Source organism: Peptococcus simiae (genome assembly GCF_046569735.1).
Lineage (GTDB): Bacteria > Bacillota > Peptococcia > Peptococcales > Peptococcaceae > Peptococcus > Peptococcus simiae_A.
Genome location: NZ_JBKICG010000010.1, coordinates 53,295 through 68,060 on the forward strand (window position 1 = coordinate 53,295; position 14,766 = coordinate 68,060).

Annotated in this window: 16 protein-coding genes; 13 read left to right on the forward strand and 3 right to left on the reverse strand. The window is 56.4% G+C overall.

Features of this window, described 5'->3' with window-relative positions; genetic code table 11:
• Nucleotides 1–11: 11 nt before the first annotated feature.
• Nucleotides 12–1,001, reverse strand: coding sequence for a LysR family transcriptional regulator (locus tag ACLGL1_RS05740; protein ID WP_411007788.1), 990 nt, complete (start codon nucleotides 999–1,001; stop codon nucleotides 12–14).
• Nucleotides 1,002–1,203: 202 nt separating this feature from the next.
• Here ACLGL1_RS05740 and ACLGL1_RS05745 point away from each other — a divergent pair, with 202 nt between their 5' ends.
• From ACLGL1_RS05745 to ACLGL1_RS05780, 8 genes are all read left to right on the forward strand, one after another.
• On the forward strand, nucleotides 1,204–1,755 hold the full coding sequence (locus ACLGL1_RS05745; protein WP_411007789.1) for a GNAT family N-acetyltransferase: 552 nt from the start codon (nucleotides 1,204–1,206) through the stop codon (nucleotides 1,753–1,755).
• 165 nt (nucleotides 1,756–1,920) lie between these two features.
• Entirely contained in the window at nucleotides 1,921–2,442 is a 522-nt protein-coding gene (locus ACLGL1_RS05750; RefSeq protein WP_411007790.1) for an ECF transporter S component, read from the forward strand.
• 34 nt (nucleotides 2,443–2,476) lie between these two features.
• Nucleotides 2,477–3,265, forward strand: coding sequence for a type III pantothenate kinase (locus ACLGL1_RS05755; protein ID WP_411007791.1), 789 nt, complete (start codon nucleotides 2,477–2,479; stop codon nucleotides 3,263–3,265).
• Entirely contained in the window at nucleotides 3,258–4,175 is a 918-nt protein-coding gene (locus ACLGL1_RS05760; protein ID WP_411007792.1) for a ribonuclease Z, read from the forward strand. The genes ACLGL1_RS05755 and ACLGL1_RS05760 overlap by 8 nt, the downstream gene beginning before the upstream one ends.
• An 11-nt stretch (nucleotides 4,176–4,186) precedes the next feature.
• Nucleotides 4,187–4,582 carry a prepilin-type N-terminal cleavage/methylation domain-containing protein gene (locus ACLGL1_RS05765; protein WP_411007793.1) on the forward strand — a complete coding sequence of 132 codons (396 nt, stop codon included), beginning with the start codon at nucleotides 4,187–4,189 and terminating at the stop codon, nucleotides 4,580–4,582.
• A gap of 215 nt (nucleotides 4,583–4,797) precedes the next feature.
• Nucleotides 4,798–5,604 carry a TerC family protein gene (locus ACLGL1_RS05770; protein WP_411007794.1) on the forward strand — a complete coding sequence of 269 codons (807 nt, stop codon included), beginning with the start codon at nucleotides 4,798–4,800 and terminating at the stop codon, nucleotides 5,602–5,604.
• On the forward strand, nucleotides 5,594–6,550 hold the full coding sequence (gene dusB, locus ACLGL1_RS05775) for a tRNA dihydrouridine synthase DusB (protein WP_411007795.1): 957 nt from the start codon (nucleotides 5,594–5,596) through the stop codon (nucleotides 6,548–6,550). Before ACLGL1_RS05770 ends, dusB begins: the two co-directional genes overlap by 11 nt.
• Nucleotides 6,551–6,626: 76 nt before the next feature.
• A complete protein-coding gene (locus ACLGL1_RS05780) occupies nucleotides 6,627–7,007 on the forward strand; it encodes a thioredoxin family protein (RefSeq protein ID WP_411007796.1) in 381 nt (126 codons plus the stop codon).
• Nucleotides 7,008–7,152: 145 nt separating this feature from the next.
• Here ACLGL1_RS05780 and ACLGL1_RS05785 read toward each other — a convergent pair whose 3' ends face one another.
• Nucleotides 7,153–7,494, reverse strand: a complete 342-nt coding sequence (locus tag ACLGL1_RS05785; RefSeq protein ID WP_408977311.1) for a phage holin family protein — start codon at nucleotides 7,492–7,494, stop codon at nucleotides 7,153–7,155.
• 27 nt (nucleotides 7,495–7,521) lie between these two features.
• On the reverse strand, nucleotides 7,522–9,396 hold the full coding sequence (gene uvrC, locus ACLGL1_RS05790) for an excinuclease ABC subunit UvrC (RefSeq protein WP_411007797.1): 1,875 nt from the start codon (nucleotides 9,394–9,396) through the stop codon (nucleotides 7,522–7,524).
• Between the two features lie 234 nt (nucleotides 9,397–9,630).
• On the opposite strand from uvrC, the gene ACLGL1_RS05795 reads away from it, so the two are divergent.
• The 5 genes from ACLGL1_RS05795 (at nucleotide 9,631) to ACLGL1_RS05815 (ending at nucleotide 14,561) form a co-directional block, all read left to right on the forward strand.
• On the forward strand, nucleotides 9,631–10,110 hold the full coding sequence (locus ACLGL1_RS05795; protein ID WP_411007798.1) for a CtsR family transcriptional regulator: 480 nt from the start codon (nucleotides 9,631–9,633) through the stop codon (nucleotides 10,108–10,110).
• A 134-nt stretch (nucleotides 10,111–10,244) separates the two neighbouring features.
• A complete protein-coding gene (locus ACLGL1_RS05800; RefSeq protein ID WP_411007799.1) occupies nucleotides 10,245–10,757 on the forward strand; it encodes a UvrB/UvrC motif-containing protein in 513 nt (170 codons plus the stop codon).
• Complete coding sequence (locus ACLGL1_RS05805; protein WP_411007800.1) at nucleotides 10,741–11,823, forward strand: ATP--guanido phosphotransferase; 1,083 nt, start codon at nucleotides 10,741–10,743, stop codon at nucleotides 11,821–11,823. The genes ACLGL1_RS05800 and ACLGL1_RS05805 overlap by 17 nt, the downstream gene beginning before the upstream one ends.
• Nucleotides 11,824–11,827: 4 nt before the next feature.
• Nucleotides 11,828–14,278: an ATP-dependent Clp protease ATP-binding subunit gene (locus ACLGL1_RS05810; RefSeq protein WP_411007801.1), complete on the forward strand. Its 2,451-nt coding sequence runs from the start codon at nucleotides 11,828–11,830 to the stop codon at nucleotides 14,276–14,278.
• A 94-nt stretch (nucleotides 14,279–14,372) separates the two neighbouring features.
• Nucleotides 14,373–14,561, forward strand: coding sequence for a hypothetical protein (locus ACLGL1_RS05815; protein ID WP_411007802.1), 189 nt, complete (start codon nucleotides 14,373–14,375; stop codon nucleotides 14,559–14,561).
• Nucleotides 14,562–14,766: the final 205 nt, after the last annotated feature.

The window sequence follows — 14,766 nt, forward strand, 5'->3', positions numbered from 1 at the left end:
TGTCCTTTCCGCTAGTGCTTTGAAGGGAAGTGGGTGATATCAATGGTTTGAAAATAAGCGATAATGGCATTTAAAAAGTCTTTCTCAATGGGCTTGAGGGGATAGAGGCTGCTGTGGATGAGGTAATAATGGGTGGAGAGACCGGTATTGTCGGCAAAGGGCCGCCAAACGATATCCTCCGATTCATAGTCCCGGTCGCCCAGACCGATGAGCTTGGGCAGGGCCACCACATGGGTCCCGGTGCTTAAGATGAGTCGCTTGACATGGGTGAGGGTGTCCACTTCAATATGGGTCCGTTCCTTGAGCCGGCGCTTGTTACTGGAAGTCCCCATCATGTAGAGCCGGTTATAGGCCGTATTATCAACGGGCTTGGTCAGGAGGTTGAGTTCAATACTGGGATAGGCCAGGAAGTCTTCAATGGTCACCTGGTCTTGGCTGGCCAGGGGGTGGTTGGCAGCCATGTGGACCACAAAATTTTCGGTATAAATGGGGGTATTGGTGATGTGGTCCCTTTTCAGTTGGGCCAGAACATCGTCCTTGGTTTTTTCCTGGATGGGGACCAGGGCGAAGGTCCCGGGTACATTGGTGAGCTTTTCAACGACCGAATCAATGATGATTTGCGGAGGAAACTCCTTTAATTCCAGGTTGACTTCCGGGTAGTCCTTTTGAAACTGGGTCAGGAGTTCCAAGAGGACCCCAAAGGAAATGGCCGGGATGGTCATCAGCCGGATCTTGTCCGGGGGCTGGGCCGCCTGGACCGCCTCGTAAATCCGGGCCTCACAATTGACCAATTCAGAGGCGATTTTTACGACTTCTTCTCCCATGGGGGTCGGGTAGACGCCGCTGCGGAGCCGCTCAAAGAGTTTCACGCCGAGTTCTTCTTCCAAGCTGGAAATGGCCGTGGAGAGGGAGGGCTGGGTGATAAATACATTTTCTGCCGCCTTGGAAAATGACCGTGTTCGGTATAATTCTAGTAAATAATGCAGTTGTTCTATACGCATGCGACAGTCCTTTCTCGGAAATCAATAGGCTACCAGGGGAAGCCTACACCGTATTTACTAAATTATAGCATATGGCCCGGTCAAATAAAGCCGCAGCCCTGGAAAATAATATTTTTGTTTGACCCCTAGCCGGCAAACCGTTATGATAGGATGAGAGAATCGTACTTCAATCGAGGTGATGGATATGTTATCAGGGAGAAAAGTGACAATCGAAAAGCCGCAGATCCAAGATGCGGATGTTCTCCAAAAATGGTACTTGGACAAGGAATTCCGCTTACTCTATGACGGCTACCGCGGGAATTCATTGGATATGGTTATGGCTGAAATCAAGGCCGGTCGAGACATCACCGATCCCCATGCGGAGCGGTTGAACTTTTTGGTGCGGGCAAAACACAATAATGACCCCATTGGGGTGGCGGCCATCTTAGACATTGACCGGCAGAACGGTCATGCGGCCATTGCCCCCGGGATTGCTGACGAAAGTAAGCGCCTGCTAGGCTATGGCTTTGACCTCATGGTGGTCCTGTGTGACATCGTCTTTTATGACTTCGGCTTTCGCCGGGTCTATATGCGGGTCAATGACAACAACCAGCTGGGGCTGCGGTCGGCCCTATCCTTCGGCTTTCAGGCCGAGGGCCAGTTGCGGGACCATATTTTTACCGGGGCCCAATACGTGGACCAATGGATGCTGGGCCTCTTGAAAAATGAGTATGAAAATCTTTCCGTGGTAAAACGATGGAAGGCACGCGCCTAGCCTTGCACCGGCTGCGTCCACATTGTACAATAATGGCAACGATGGGAGCCTTGCCCCATACGTTGCCATTTTTTATTGACTGATGCCAAATCGACACCTGGATCTTTCGAGACCGGGATGGGTTGCACAGTCTGCTGTGTGAACCCGACACAAGGAGTGTGCACAATGAAAAACTTATCAACGCAAAAACTGGTGGTGGCCGGCCTTTTGGGGGCGGTCTGTATTGTCATGGGGATGACGGGCCTGGGGATGATTCCGGCGCCGACGCCCTCGGGCCGGGCAACGGTCATGCATATCCCCGTCATCCTGGCCGGGATTTTAGAAGGCCCCCTGGTAGGGGGGCTGACCGGCCTGATCTTTGGGGTCTACAGCTTTCTGACCCCGTCCGGCCTCATCCCCGCTGACCCGATTGTCCGGATTTTGCCCCGGATTTTAATCGGCCTGACCAGCGCCTGGACCTTCCGGGCCCTGTACAAGCGGCAAAGTCTGGCCGCGGCCCTGGCCGGGATTGTCGGGACGATGACCAATACCATCGGTTTTTTAGGCCTGGGGACCTTGATCGGTTACCTGCCGCCGGAAACCCTGGTTTTATTTATTCCGCAATTCTTAGCGGAGCTGCTTGTTGCAACGATTTTAGTGGTTGTGCTGACCAAGGCCCTGGCCCGGTATATTAATATCAAGGGCTAGGAACCGGTCATTACAGCGTTTTTTAGGAGGACCCATGCTACTGGCTTTTGATACAGGGAATACGAATACAGTCATCGGCTTATACGACGGGGAAAAGCTCTGTGGTTCCTGGCGGTTTGCGACCGACAGCCGGCGGACCGTCGATGAGTACGGTTTATTTTGCTACGATTTATTTAATTTTTATGAGTACCAGTTTTCCGATGTGGACCACATGATCATCTCCTCAGTGGTGCCAGATGTGACCAGCACCCTGAGGGACATGGGACGGCAATACTTTAAGGTAGAGCCCCTCCTGGTGGAAGCCGGGATCAAGACCGGCCTCCCCATCCGCTATGAGAACCCCAAGGAAGTCGGGGCGGACCGGATTGTCAATGCGGTAGCCGCCATTGATAAGTACGGGGCCCCCTGTATCATTGTCGACTTCGGCACCGCCACCACCTTCTGTGTGGTCAATGCCCAGGGGGAATACATGGGTGGGGCCATTACCACCGGGATTGGGATATCCATGGAGGCCCTCTTCGAGCATGCCGCCAAGCTCCCCAAGGTCGACCTCCAGGCCCCGGCGTCAGCCATTGGCCGGACGACGGTTTCGGCCATGCAGAGCGGCCTGGTCTATGGCTATGCCGGCCTGGTCGATGCCATGATCAAAAGGCTTTGCGATGAGATGGCCTATGACCCCACGGAAACCTTTGTGGTGGCCACCGGCGGCCGGAGCGACCTCATTTGTAAGCATACGGCCTATGTGGACCAGGTGGACATGAAGTTGACCATCCATGGCCTCCGCATCCTGGCCGACCGGAACCGGAGTGATCAGCATGATTGATGTCTGCCTCTTAGGGACCGGCGGGATGTTGCCCCTGCCCAAGCGTTACCTGACCTCCCTCCTGGTCCGGGTAGAGGGGCAGGCGGCCCTCATTGACTGTGGGGAGGCCACCCAGGTCAGCCTGCATATGACCAACTTTAGCCCGGTGGATATTGGCCATATCCTCTTTACCCACTACCATGGCGACCACTGCAGTGGCCTGCCCGGTCTCCTCATGACCATGGCCAATAGCGGCCGGACCGACCCGGTCCACTTATGGGGGGTTCCGGGCCTGGAAAAAGTGGTCAAGGGCCTGACCGTTATTTGTGAATACCTGCCCTTCCAGCTGGTCTTCCATGAAATATCCGCCAAAGAAAAGACCGGCTTCCAGGCCATTGGCCTGGACTGGACCAGCTGCCCGGTTAAGCACCGGGTGCCCTGTCTGGCCTATTCGGCCTACCTGCCCAGAGGGGGCCGGTTTGATGCCGACCGGGCCAAGAACCTGGATATTCCCTTGGCCTACTGGTCCCGCCTGCAAAAAGGAGAGGTCATTGAAGCCGAGGGGCGGGTCTACCGGCCGGAAGACGTCCTGGGCCCGGAAAGACGGGGCCTCCGGCTCAGCTATGCCACCGATTGCCGGCCTTCAGCGGCCCTGGTGGAAACGGTCCGGGATAGCGACCTCCTCATTGCCGAAGGCCTCTACGGGGACCCGGCCAAACAGGCCGATGCCAAAAGCAAGGGGCATATGGTCTATAAAGAAGCGGCCAAACTGGCCAAGGACGCCGGGGTCAAGGAACTCTGGCTGACCCACTTTAGCCCGGCCATGATGAACCCCAAAGAATTCCTACCTGAAACCCGGGCCATCTTCCCGGCAACCCATGCCGGCTTTGACCGCAAGACGACAACCCTGCGTTTTTCTGATGATGCTTAAAGGAGGCGCCTATGCGACTGGAAAGGAAAGAGGGGCGGCAGCCAGCCTTTACCCTGATTGAGCTCTTGGTGGTCCTATCGATTATTGCTATTTTAGCGGTCCTCCTGGTGCCTCGCCTGGTCAATTACAGTGGCCAGGCCCGGGAGGCAGCGGCCATTCAAAATGCCCAGGCGGTGGTGACTGCTGCGGAATTATATACCATGGATAGCCAGCATGCCGCCGACCTAGCCAAGGGTATTAGCTTGGATAGCGATAAACTCCAGCCTTACCTGAAAATGCCCAAGGGGGCAGAGGTGACCTTTAAGGATGTGTTTGTTTCCCCGACCGGCGACGTCCAGGGCCAGGTGACCACTAAAAATGTAACGGTCGACTTAAGCAGGATGGAAGTGGTCGAGGCCGCTCATTGACAGGCTCGGGAAAAGATGCTAGAATAAACCATCAAATATGCTAAAGGGGAGTAGCACCGGCCCAGGCCGGCGGTTGTTTCGTCAAGACGCGCACCAGCGCCGGAGCAATCGGATCCTAAGGATATTGCAAGACCTTTGCCATTTTTGAACCAAGATATGGTTTGAGTGGCAAGGGTCTTTTTATGCCCTCAAGCAGACACAGAAAGGGGATAGATATGGTTTTAGATTTTTTGTCGCACTTTGATACAGCCCTGCTTTTGCGCTACTTGGCGGTTTTTCTCATCCTGGTCTTTATGGAAGGCCTGCTGTCCGCCGATAACGCCCTGGTCCTGGCGGTGATGGTCCGGCCCCTGCCGGAAAACCACCGGAATGAGGCCCTCTTCTATGGCCTGGTCGGGGCTTTTGTCCTCCGCTTTGGGGCCCTCTTTATTATTTCCTACCTGGCCAATATCTGGCAGGCCCAGGCCATTGGTGGGGCCTACCTCCTCTATGTCGCCGGGAAAAACCTCCATGCCTACAGCAAGAAGGATGAAGAGGTTTCACCTGAAGACCTGCTCAAGCAGCCGGTCAAGAAAGAATACTCCCGCAAGACCTTCTGGCTAACCGTCGGCAAGGTGGAATTGGCCGACATTGCCTTTGCCGTCGACTCCATCCTGGCGGCGGTGGCCATCGCCATGAGCCTGCCGCCCCTGGGCCACTCCCACATTGGGGGCTTTGATACCGGCCGGTTTTTGGTCGTCTTCCTAGGGGGTCTGGCCGGACTCATCCTCATGCGGTTTGCGGCCACCGTTTTCGTTAAACTCCTGGACCAACGGCCCAAGCTCGAAAAGGCCGCCTTCCTCCTGGTCGGCTGGGTAGGGATCAAGCTCTTTGTGGTCACCCTGGCCCATCCGGCTGTGGGCATCCTACCGGAATCCTTCCCCCATTCTATCCCCTGGCAGGTGGTCTTCTTTGGGATCATGGCAGCCATCGCTGTATGGGGGTGGATTTCCTCTGCACCGGAGAAAAATAATGCAACCTAAGTCCCCCTTTGGCCTGGCGCCGATGGCCGGCTTTTCGGACCGGGCCATGCGGCTCTTGTCCCGCCGCTACGGCTGTGGCTGGCAAATCACTGAAATGGTCAGCGCCAAGGCCCTGGTCTACCACAATAAAAAAACCGCCGGCCTTTTGAATACCGCCGGTGAAGAAGACCCCATTTCCGTTCAAATCTTTGGCAGTGAACCGGCCATCATGGGCCAGGGGGCAGCCCTGGCTGTAGCCGCCGGGGCCCAGGCCATTGATATCAATATGGGCTGTCCGGTGCCCAAGGTAGCCGGCCACGGTGAAGGGGCGGGCCTCCTTAAAAATCCGGACCAGGCGGTGGCTGTGGCCCGGGCCGTGGTCCGGGCCGTCGATGTACCAGTCAGCGTCAAGATCCGCCTGGGCTGGGACAAGCCCCTGGACGACCTGGAAGCCTTTGCCGCCGGTCTGGAAGGGGCAGGGGTTTCCCTCATCACCGTCCATGGCCGGACTCGCCAGGCCTACTACAGCGGTCAGGCTGACTGGGCGGCTATCCGCCGGGTCGTTGAGGCGGTGACCATCCCCGTCTATGCTAATGGGGACGTCCTGACCCCGGCTGATGGCCCGGCCATCCTGGAGGCCACCGGGGCCGCCGGGGCCCTGGTGGGCCGGGGGGCCCTAGGCCGGCCCTGGTTCTTTGCCCAGCTGGCCGCCGCCTATGCCGGCGACCCCATCCCCCCGGACCCCGGTCCCGCGGACCGGGCTGACCTCATCCTGGCCCATGCCCGCCTGGCCATTGAGGACAAGGGCGAAGATATCGCCATGCGGGAACTGCGGAAGGTCCTGGGCCACTATGTCAAGGGCCTGCCCGGGGCCGGCCATTTTCGGGGGCAACTGGCCCAGGTCAGCACTTACGCCGGGTTAAAAGACCTGGTTGCAACCTGGCGGCTTCTACAAGCAGAAGCTTAGGCCCTGCCACCTTGTCATTCAGGCCTAAACCAGGTAGAATAGAAATAGAAGCTACACTAAAATGGGAGGGATTCTGATGAATATACCAGAAATGGATCAGGCGGTTTATGAACGGGCCATTAAAGAGAACAAGGAAACCTGCGTGATTGTCTTTACCAAAGAATCTTGCAATGTCTGCAAAAAATTAGAACCGGTTGTGGACCGGGTGGCCGAAGAATACAAGGCCGAAGGTAAGCCGGTGACCTTTTACCATATGGACGTTTTACAACCGGATGCCCGGAAGATTTTCAAGTCCTGGGACCTGGTTGGCGTGCCCCAATCGGTTTTCATTCGGGAAGGCGAGTTCGTTGATGCCTTGCCCGGGGCCCTGAACGGTGCCGTTTTGAAGAAAGAAATTGATAGCCTTATGAATCCCAAGCAATCCTTCCTGGAACGGATTAAAGGGATTTTTAGCTAAGCTGAAAGAGATAAGCCCACAAGCTTATAAAAAAGGAGGCCCGGCGCCGGATAGCGCCGGGCCTCCTTTTATATGCCTGGAGAAGGGGCAGGCAGATAAAAAGGACCTGGCCCGGCAGTCGGGTCAGGTCCTTGGCTAAGATAGATTATTCGGAAACCACCCAGGTGATAAAACTTGAAATCACCGTCAGGATGAGGGCCCCCAGGGTGGCGGTCCAAAAGCCGCTCACAGCCATTTCCGGGACCAGGAAGGCGGTCACCTTGAGCATGAGCCCGTTGACCACGAAGGTAAAGAGGCCCAGGGTCAGGACATTGACCGGGAGGGTCAAGAGCAAGAGGATGGGGCGGAGGATGGCGTTTAAGATGGAGAGGACCACCGCGGCCATAATCACCGCGCCGATGGAATCAAAATAAATACCGTCCACTAAGGTTGCGGTGAGGTAAAGGGCCAGGGCAAAGGCGCCCAGGCGCACTATAAAAGATTTCATTTGCTATTCATCCTTTCGAGACAAGCCTTACGGACGGGCATTCTTCAGACGCAGCCGCGCCTGTAAATCCTGGTGGGTGCGGAGGTAGTCATGGATGGTTTGGGCCAGGGCCGGGCTAATCCCGGGGGCCTTGGCCAAGTCCTCTACGCCTGCACTTTGAATTTTACTAAAAGAGCCAAAGTAGGTCAATAGGGACTGGCGGCGTTTCGGCCCAATACCCGGGATATCATCCAGGATACTGGCCAGTTGCCGCTTGCCCCGGAGGGACCGGTGGTAGGTGATGGCAAAGCGGTGGCTTTCATCCCGGATCCGCTGGATGAGGTAGAGGGCCGGGGTATCGTGGGGAATCCGGGTTTCGCTGCCATCCTCATGGACCAGGATTTCCTCCTGCTTGGCCAAACCAAAGGTGGGAATGGCCGTATAGCCCTCATTGGCCATGGCCCGGCGGGCGTAGCCCAGCTGGCCCTTGCCCCCGTCAATGATGACCAGGTCTGGCAAATGGGAAAAGCGGCCCTCGTCCTTATCTGAAGCCCGCTCCTGGCTGGCATGGCGGAAGCGGCGGGTGATGACCTCAAACATACTCTCAAAGTCATTGGGCCCCTCGACGGTCTTGATTTTAAACCGCCGGTACTGGTCCTTTTTAGGTCGCCCTTTTTCAAAGACCACCATGGAGGCGACAGAATCGCTCCCCTGGATATTGGAGATGTCGTAGCATTCAATCCGGTTGGGCGGGGCCGGCAGGTCGAGGTAGGCAGCTAGGTCGGCCAGGGCCCCTTCGGTCCGGGCCTTTTTTTCATCCTGGGAGAGCCGCCACTTGCTGAGGGCCTCCTGGGCATTTTTTTGCACGAGGTCCACCAGGGCCTTGTTGTCCCCACGCTGGGGCACATGAAAAATCGTCCGGCGGTCAAATTTTTCCGTTAGGTGGGCGGCCAGGGCCTCGGTATCGCTGGTTTCCCGGTCGATATAGATGGTCGGCGGGACCCGCTCCTGGGAAAGGTAAAATTGCTTGAGAAAGCTGGATAAGACTTCATCATCACTGCTTTGGTCAATTTGCCGCATGGGATAGGACTCCCGGCCGAGGATTTTTCCGGCCCGGACAAAGAAGACCTGGATGACGGCCCCCCAGTCATTCCGGGCCATGGCGACAATATCCCGGTCATCCTTGGTTTGGAGGGCGGCCTTTTGCCGGGCATTTAAGTGGTCAATGGCCTTGAGTTGGTCTCGGTAGCCGGCGGCTTCTTCATACTCAAACCGGTCGCTGGCTGCCTGCATCTTGGCCTGGAGCTCGGCCTCCAGGTGCTCGGTCTTACCGCTAAAGAACCGGGCCACCTCCTCGACCATTTGCCCGTAGGCCTCCTCGCTAATGCCGCCAACACAGGGGGCATGGCAGAGGTCGATGTGGGCATTGAGGCAGGCCTCGCCCTGGTTGAACCGGGCCTTGCCGCAGGTCCGCCAGCGGTAGATGTGGTAGAGGATATTGATAATCTGCCGGAGTTCATAGACATTGGGGTAGGGGCCAAAGTAGCGGGACCCGTCCCGGACCACATGGCGGGTGACAAAGATCCGGGGCCAGTCTTCCTTGGTGATTCGGACATAGGGGTAGGTTTTCCCGTCTTTTAGGTTGACATTGTAGCGGGGCTTGTATTTTTTTATGAGGTTCATTTCTAAAACCAGGGCCTCTGTTTCCGACCCCACCACGATATATTCAAAGTCCTCGATGTGGCGGACCAGGGCCTTGGTCTTGACGGCCTCCCGGGGCTGGGCCCGGAAGTAGGACCGGACGCGGTTGCGCAGGTTGACGGCCTTACCCACATAGATGACCTGGCTCTCGGCATTTTTCATCAGGTAGACGCCGGGGGAGCTGGGCAGGTTGGCCAGCTTGTCTTGGATTACTTCATTCAAGAGGGGTCCTCCTTTCACCGGTATCGGTTATTTAATCATACCATAGAAGGGGACAAAGGGCAGGGAAAAATCCTGTTTAAAGGAGGAGACAGACGGTTATAAAAGAAAATGAAAAGAATTTGACGTTTTTTGACCTTTGCCCCTTTACAAGGAAGGTCAAAGATGGTAAAATATGATCAACGTCAGAGAAGGTCAAAAATAAAAAGCCTGAAATACCACAAAGGAGGTGAGCTTGTGGCCAGTTTATCCAAAGAGATTGAGCTTTACCTGAAAAGACGTTTGGCAGACCAGGAGGCCGGCATGCTGGAAATCCAGCGGAGCCTCTTGTCAGAACTCTTTGACTGTGTGCCTTCCCAGATCAATTATGTCCTAGCCACCCGGTTTTCATTAATGGATGGCTACCTGGTTGAGACCCGGCGGGGCGGCGGCGGTTATGTCCGCATTGTAGCCATCCCCCTGGAAAGCCGGGATGATATGCAGGCCCTCCTGGAAGCTGTCGGTGATGCGATCAGTGAGCGGGAAGGGGAGCGGCTCTTAAAACGCCTGGTCGAGGCAGACTTCCTGTCGGCCAGGACAGCGGACCTCTTCGGGTCCATCTTTAAGGACCGGGTCATGGCCCTCCCTGAAGGGCCAAAAGCCTCAGCCTTACGGGCCCACTTGCTCAGACAGCTGATTGCAACCTGTACCGCCATGGACCAAAGCGAAGAAAAATAGAAAGGGTGACAGAGATGCTTTGTCAACATTGTCATAACAATCAAGCCACATACCATACCGTTTCAGTGATCAATGGTCAGAAGACAGAAGAACACCTTTGTGGAGACTGCGCCGCGGCGCTGGGTAAGGTCGGCATGGCAACATCTCAGCTTGGCGGCTTTAGTCAGCTTTTTAATGACGGCTACGAGCCCTTCAATCTGGCCCAGATGATGAACAGCTTTTTTGCCGGCAGTCCGGAATCAGCTGTTTCCACCGGCCAACCGGCCCAAGACCCCCTGCCCTGTCCCTCCTGCGGGATGACCTGGCGGGCCTTCCAACAAAATGGCCTCCTGGGCTGTGCCGAATGCTACGACCACTTTTCCGACTTGATCCCGCCCCTCCTGCGGCGGTTGCACGGACATACCGAGCACGTGGGCAAGGTGCCGGAAGGGGTCAGTACCGCCTACAGTGAAAAGCGGGTCATTGACCAGTTGCGCCAGGCCTTAAAAGAGGCCATTGCCGGCGAAAACTACGAACGGGCAGCAGAATTAAGAGATGAAATCCGGGCCAAAGAAAATCAGGCCTCGGCGCCCATAGACCAAGATAAGGAAAAGAAGCAAGCAGAAGATAAGAAGGACCAAGACCAGGGAGGTGGCAGCGCTGCCTGACTTAGCTGACGGGTTAAAGGCCCCGGAAAGCCCCTGGACCAGTGGTGAGGGACCGGACAAGGACGTGGTCCTGTCCTCCCGGATCCGCCTGGCCCGGAACTTTAAGGCCGAGCCCTTCCCCAACCGGGAAGACCGGGAAAGCGCCCTCCGGGTCTGGAAGGTGGTTAGTGACTTTTGCACCGACCGGCCCGGCTACCAATTTATAGACCTGAGCCGCCAGTCGGACCTGGTCCGCCAGGTCCTGGTGGAAAAGCACCTCATCAGTCCTGACCATGCGAAGGATGACGACCGCTACCGGGCCCTTATGCTGTCAGATGATGACGGGGTCTCGGTCATGGTCAATGAAGAAGACCAGCTCCGGATCCAGGTTTTTGAGCCGGGGCTGAACCTGGGTGCTGCCTGGCAACGGGCCAGTACTCTGGACGATGGCCTGGGGGCCGCCAGCCCCTACGCCTTTGATGAAAAACTGGGCTACCTGACCGCCTGCCCGACCAATATCGGCACCGGGCTCCGGGCCAGTGTCTTGGTCCACCTGCCGGCCCTCCGCCTGACCGGCGGCCTCCGGCTTGTCCAGGAATTTTCCCAGATGGGCCTGGCTGTCCGGGGCCTCTTTGGCGAAGGCAGCGAGGCTGTTGGTGACTTCTATCAGATATCCAACCAGCAAAGCCTGGGCCGGACGGAAGAAGACATCATTAGGACCCTGGAAGGGGCCGCCCGCCGGTTAATCGCTGCCGAACGCCAGGCCCGGGAAGACCTGGACAAATCCCGGGGCCTGGCCCTGGAAGATGAAATCTGGCGGAATTACGGCATTTGTGCCTATGCCCGCCGGCTGAGTTCGGCCGAGGCCTACAAGCTGCTCTCCCCCCTCCGGATGGGCGCAGCCACCGGGACCCTGGCCCCCCTCAGCCTGGCCCAAGTCGACCGGGCCTACCTGCTCGCCCAACCGGGCTACCTCATGCTCAAAGAGGGCCAGCCGGCCGATGAAGCGGGTAGGGATGCCCTCAGGGCCAGTCAATTAAGACAACAATTACACTTACCTGTCGATCATTCGACAAAGGAGGCGTGAGCTTATGTTAGATAACTTTACTGAAAGAGCCATGCAAGTCATTGCATTGGCCCAACAAGAAGCCCTTGCCATGCACCAGCCGGCAGTGGGCACCGAGCATCTCCTGCTCGGGATTATAGATGAAGGCCACGGCGTGGCCGCTAAAGCCCTGGAATCTCTCGGGGTAGACGCCGACCGCATTAAACAGGATGTCAGCCGGATGGTTCAACCGGGCGCCAGCCAGGTCAACCCCAACCAGCTGCGGATCACCCCCCGGGTGAAAAAGGTCTTCGACCTGGCCAAGGATGAAGCCGTCCGTTGGGGCGTCAACTATGTGGCCACCGAACACCTCCTCTTGGGGATTATCCGCGAAGGGGAAGGGGTGGCCTTCCAAGTCCTGGTGAACCAGGGCATTACCGCCGACAAGGTCCGGGCCCAGATTATCGCCCTCCTGGGCGGTGGGCAAACCGGTGGCGCCGGCCAAATGCCCGGCCCTGACGGGCAAGTCCCTGAAGGCGGCAATGGCGGCGGCCTGGAAGAATTCGGCACCAACCTGAACAAGGCCGCCAAAGACGGGAAGATTGACCCTGTCATCGGCCGGCAAAAGGAAATCGACCGGGTCATCCAGATCCTGGTCCGCCGAACCAAGAATAACCCCGCCCTCATCGGGGAGCCTGGCGTTGGTAAAACCGCCATCGCTGAAGGCCTGGCCCAGCGCATTGTTTCCGGCGATGTGCCGGAACTCCTGCGCGACAAGCAAATCATCACCCTGAACCTGAGCAACCTGGTTGCCGGGAGTAAGTACCGGGGTGACTTTGAAGAACGGCTGAAAAAAGTCGTTGAAGAAGTCAAGCAACGGCAGGACGTCATCCTCTTCATTGACGAGCTCCACACCATCATCGGTGCCGGCGCTGCAGAAGGGGCCCTGGACGCCGCCAATATCTTAAAACCTGAACTGGCCCGGGGTGACCTCCAGCTCATTGGGGCCACCACCCTGGATGAATACCGCAAACACATCGAAAAAGACGCCGCCCTGGAACGCCGCTTCCAGCCCGTTATGGTGGATGCCCCCAGCCCGGAAGAATCCATTGAAATCTTAAAGGGAATCCGGGACAAGTATGAAGCCCACCACAAGGTCACTATTACCGATGAAGCCATCGATGCCGCCGTCCATCTGTCCGACCGCTACATTGCCGACCGGCAGTTACCGGACAAGGCCATCGACCTCATCGATGAAGCCTGCTCTAAAGTCCGGCTAAAGGCCTATACTGCTCCGCCGGAAGTCAAGGACCTGGAAAACGACATCCGCACCTATGCCCAAGAAAAAGAAAGTGCCGTCGCCGCACAGGACTACGAAAAGGCTGCCGAATACCGCGACAAGGAAAAGGCCGCCAAGGACAAACTGGCGGACCTCCAAGGTGAATGGAAGAAGGGCCAGACCGGCCAGGCGGAAGAAGTTAATGCTGAAGACGTCGCCGAAGTGGTCTCCACTTGGAGCGGGGTCCCGGTCACCAAGCTCACCGAAACGGAAAGCGACCGGCTCCTCAATATGGAAAGCCTTCTGCACGAACGGGTTATCGGCCAGGATGAAGCCGTCACCGCCGTTTCCAAGGCCGTCCGCCGGGCCCATTCCGGTCTGAAAGATCCCAAACGGCCCATTGGCAGCTTCCTCTTCCTGGGGCCCACCGGGGTCGGGAAAACCGAACTGGCCAAGGCCCTGGCTGAAGCCCTCTTCGATGATGAAGACAATATGGTCCGGATTGACATGAGTGAATATATGGAGAAATTCGCCGTCAGCCGGCTCACCGGGGCGCCTCCGGGATACGTTGGCTACGAAGAAGGCGGCCAACTGACCGAGGTCGTCCGCCGGAAACCCTATAGCGTCATCCTCTTAGATGAAATTGAAAAAGCCCATCCGGATGTCTTTAACCTGCTCCTGCAAGTCCTGGACGATGGCCGTCTCACCGATAGCCAGGGCCGGGTGGTCGACTTCAAGAACACCGTCATCATCATGACCTCCAACATCGGGGCCAAGGAAATCAAAGGCGCCGGCGGCCTGGGCTTTGCGACCCTGGCCGATGGAGAAGACAAGAGCCAAAAAGACTATACCAGCATGAAGAAAAAGGTCCTGGATGCAGTGAAAAAGGTCTTCCGCCCCGAATTCCTCAACCGGATTGACGATACCGTCGTCTTCCATGCCCTGGAAAAAGACCAGCTCAAAGAGATCGTCGGTCTCATGCTCGGCGACCTGCGCAAACGGCTGGCAGCAATGGACCTTTCTTTAGCATTAACCGATGCCGCCCAAGCCCACATCAGCGAAGTTGGCTACGATCCGGAATATGGCGCCCGCCCCCTGCGCCGGGCCATTCAAAATGAAATTGAAGACCCCCTCTCCGATGCCATCCTGGCCAAGCAGTTTGATGAAGGCAGCACCATTACCGTTGACTATGTAGACGACAAGATTGTTTTAAAATAAGCAGCACTTGTATAAGAACAGGCTATCAAAAAGAACACCGCTGCACTGACCCCCTAAAGTTGGACCACCACAGCTAACTTTAGGGGGTCTTTTCATGGCAAAAGATAATGATGAATTTAAAAGAAAAGTTCCTGAAGACGATCTTCCCGGAGAAGATGCTTATAGGCCAGCCGGCAGCAAGAGGGCCTATCAGAGCAAAGATCGAATCAAAGAAAAATGGGCTCGCTTGAGCCCAAAACAATACCGGGAATACATGAAAGCGGCCTGGAAAATCCGCATGTAAAACAAAATAGAGCAAGCAAGAGGCCCAGCCATTAAGTCTAAATTTTTTGGGCCCTCTAACCACTGGGTGTCATGCCGGCATAAAGGTTAAAAATAAATAACAAAGATACAATACAATAATAAAATATGTCCGAGTATGGTATAATATATTTTGTAGAGTATAAGCACGCCCTTACCTTGTAGACCCTTTTTGCATTACGGAAGTT

What these genes read in the sequence shown, in the direction of transcription:
- ACLGL1_RS05785 (WP_408977311.1), bottom strand. Translation starts at nt 7,494, where the DNA reads ATGAAATCTTTTATAGTGCGCCTGGGCGCCTTTGCCCTGGCCCTTTAC.
- ACLGL1_RS05780 (WP_411007796.1), top strand. Translation starts at nt 6,627, where the DNA reads ATGAATATACCAGAAATGGATCAGGCGGTTTATGAACGGGCCATTAAA.
- ACLGL1_RS05770 (WP_411007794.1), top strand. Translation starts at nt 4,798, where the DNA reads ATGGTTTTAGATTTTTTGTCGCACTTTGATACAGCCCTGCTTTTGCGC.
- dusB (WP_411007795.1), top strand. Translation starts at nt 5,594, where the DNA reads ATGCAACCTAAGTCCCCCTTTGGCCTGGCGCCGATGGCCGGCTTTTCG.
- ACLGL1_RS05755 (WP_411007791.1), top strand. Translation starts at nt 2,477, where the DNA reads ATGCTACTGGCTTTTGATACAGGGAATACGAATACAGTCATCGGCTTA.
- ACLGL1_RS05765 (WP_411007793.1), top strand. Translation starts at nt 4,187, where the DNA reads ATGCGACTGGAAAGGAAAGAGGGGCGGCAGCCAGCCTTTACCCTGATT.
- ACLGL1_RS05815 (WP_411007802.1), top strand. Translation starts at nt 14,373, where the DNA reads ATGGCAAAAGATAATGATGAATTTAAAAGAAAAGTTCCTGAAGACGAT.
- ACLGL1_RS05740 (WP_411007788.1), bottom strand. Translation starts at nt 1,001, where the DNA reads ATGCGTATAGAACAACTGCATTATTTACTAGAATTATACCGAACACGG.
- ACLGL1_RS05750 (WP_411007790.1), top strand. Translation starts at nt 1,921, where the DNA reads ATGAAAAACTTATCAACGCAAAAACTGGTGGTGGCCGGCCTTTTGGGG.
- ACLGL1_RS05800 (WP_411007799.1), top strand. Translation starts at nt 10,245, where the DNA reads ATGGCAACATCTCAGCTTGGCGGCTTTAGTCAGCTTTTTAATGACGGC.
- ACLGL1_RS05760 (WP_411007792.1), top strand. Translation starts at nt 3,258, where the DNA reads ATGATTGATGTCTGCCTCTTAGGGACCGGCGGGATGTTGCCCCTGCCC.
- ACLGL1_RS05810 (WP_411007801.1), top strand. Translation starts at nt 11,828, where the DNA reads ATGTTAGATAACTTTACTGAAAGAGCCATGCAAGTCATTGCATTGGCC.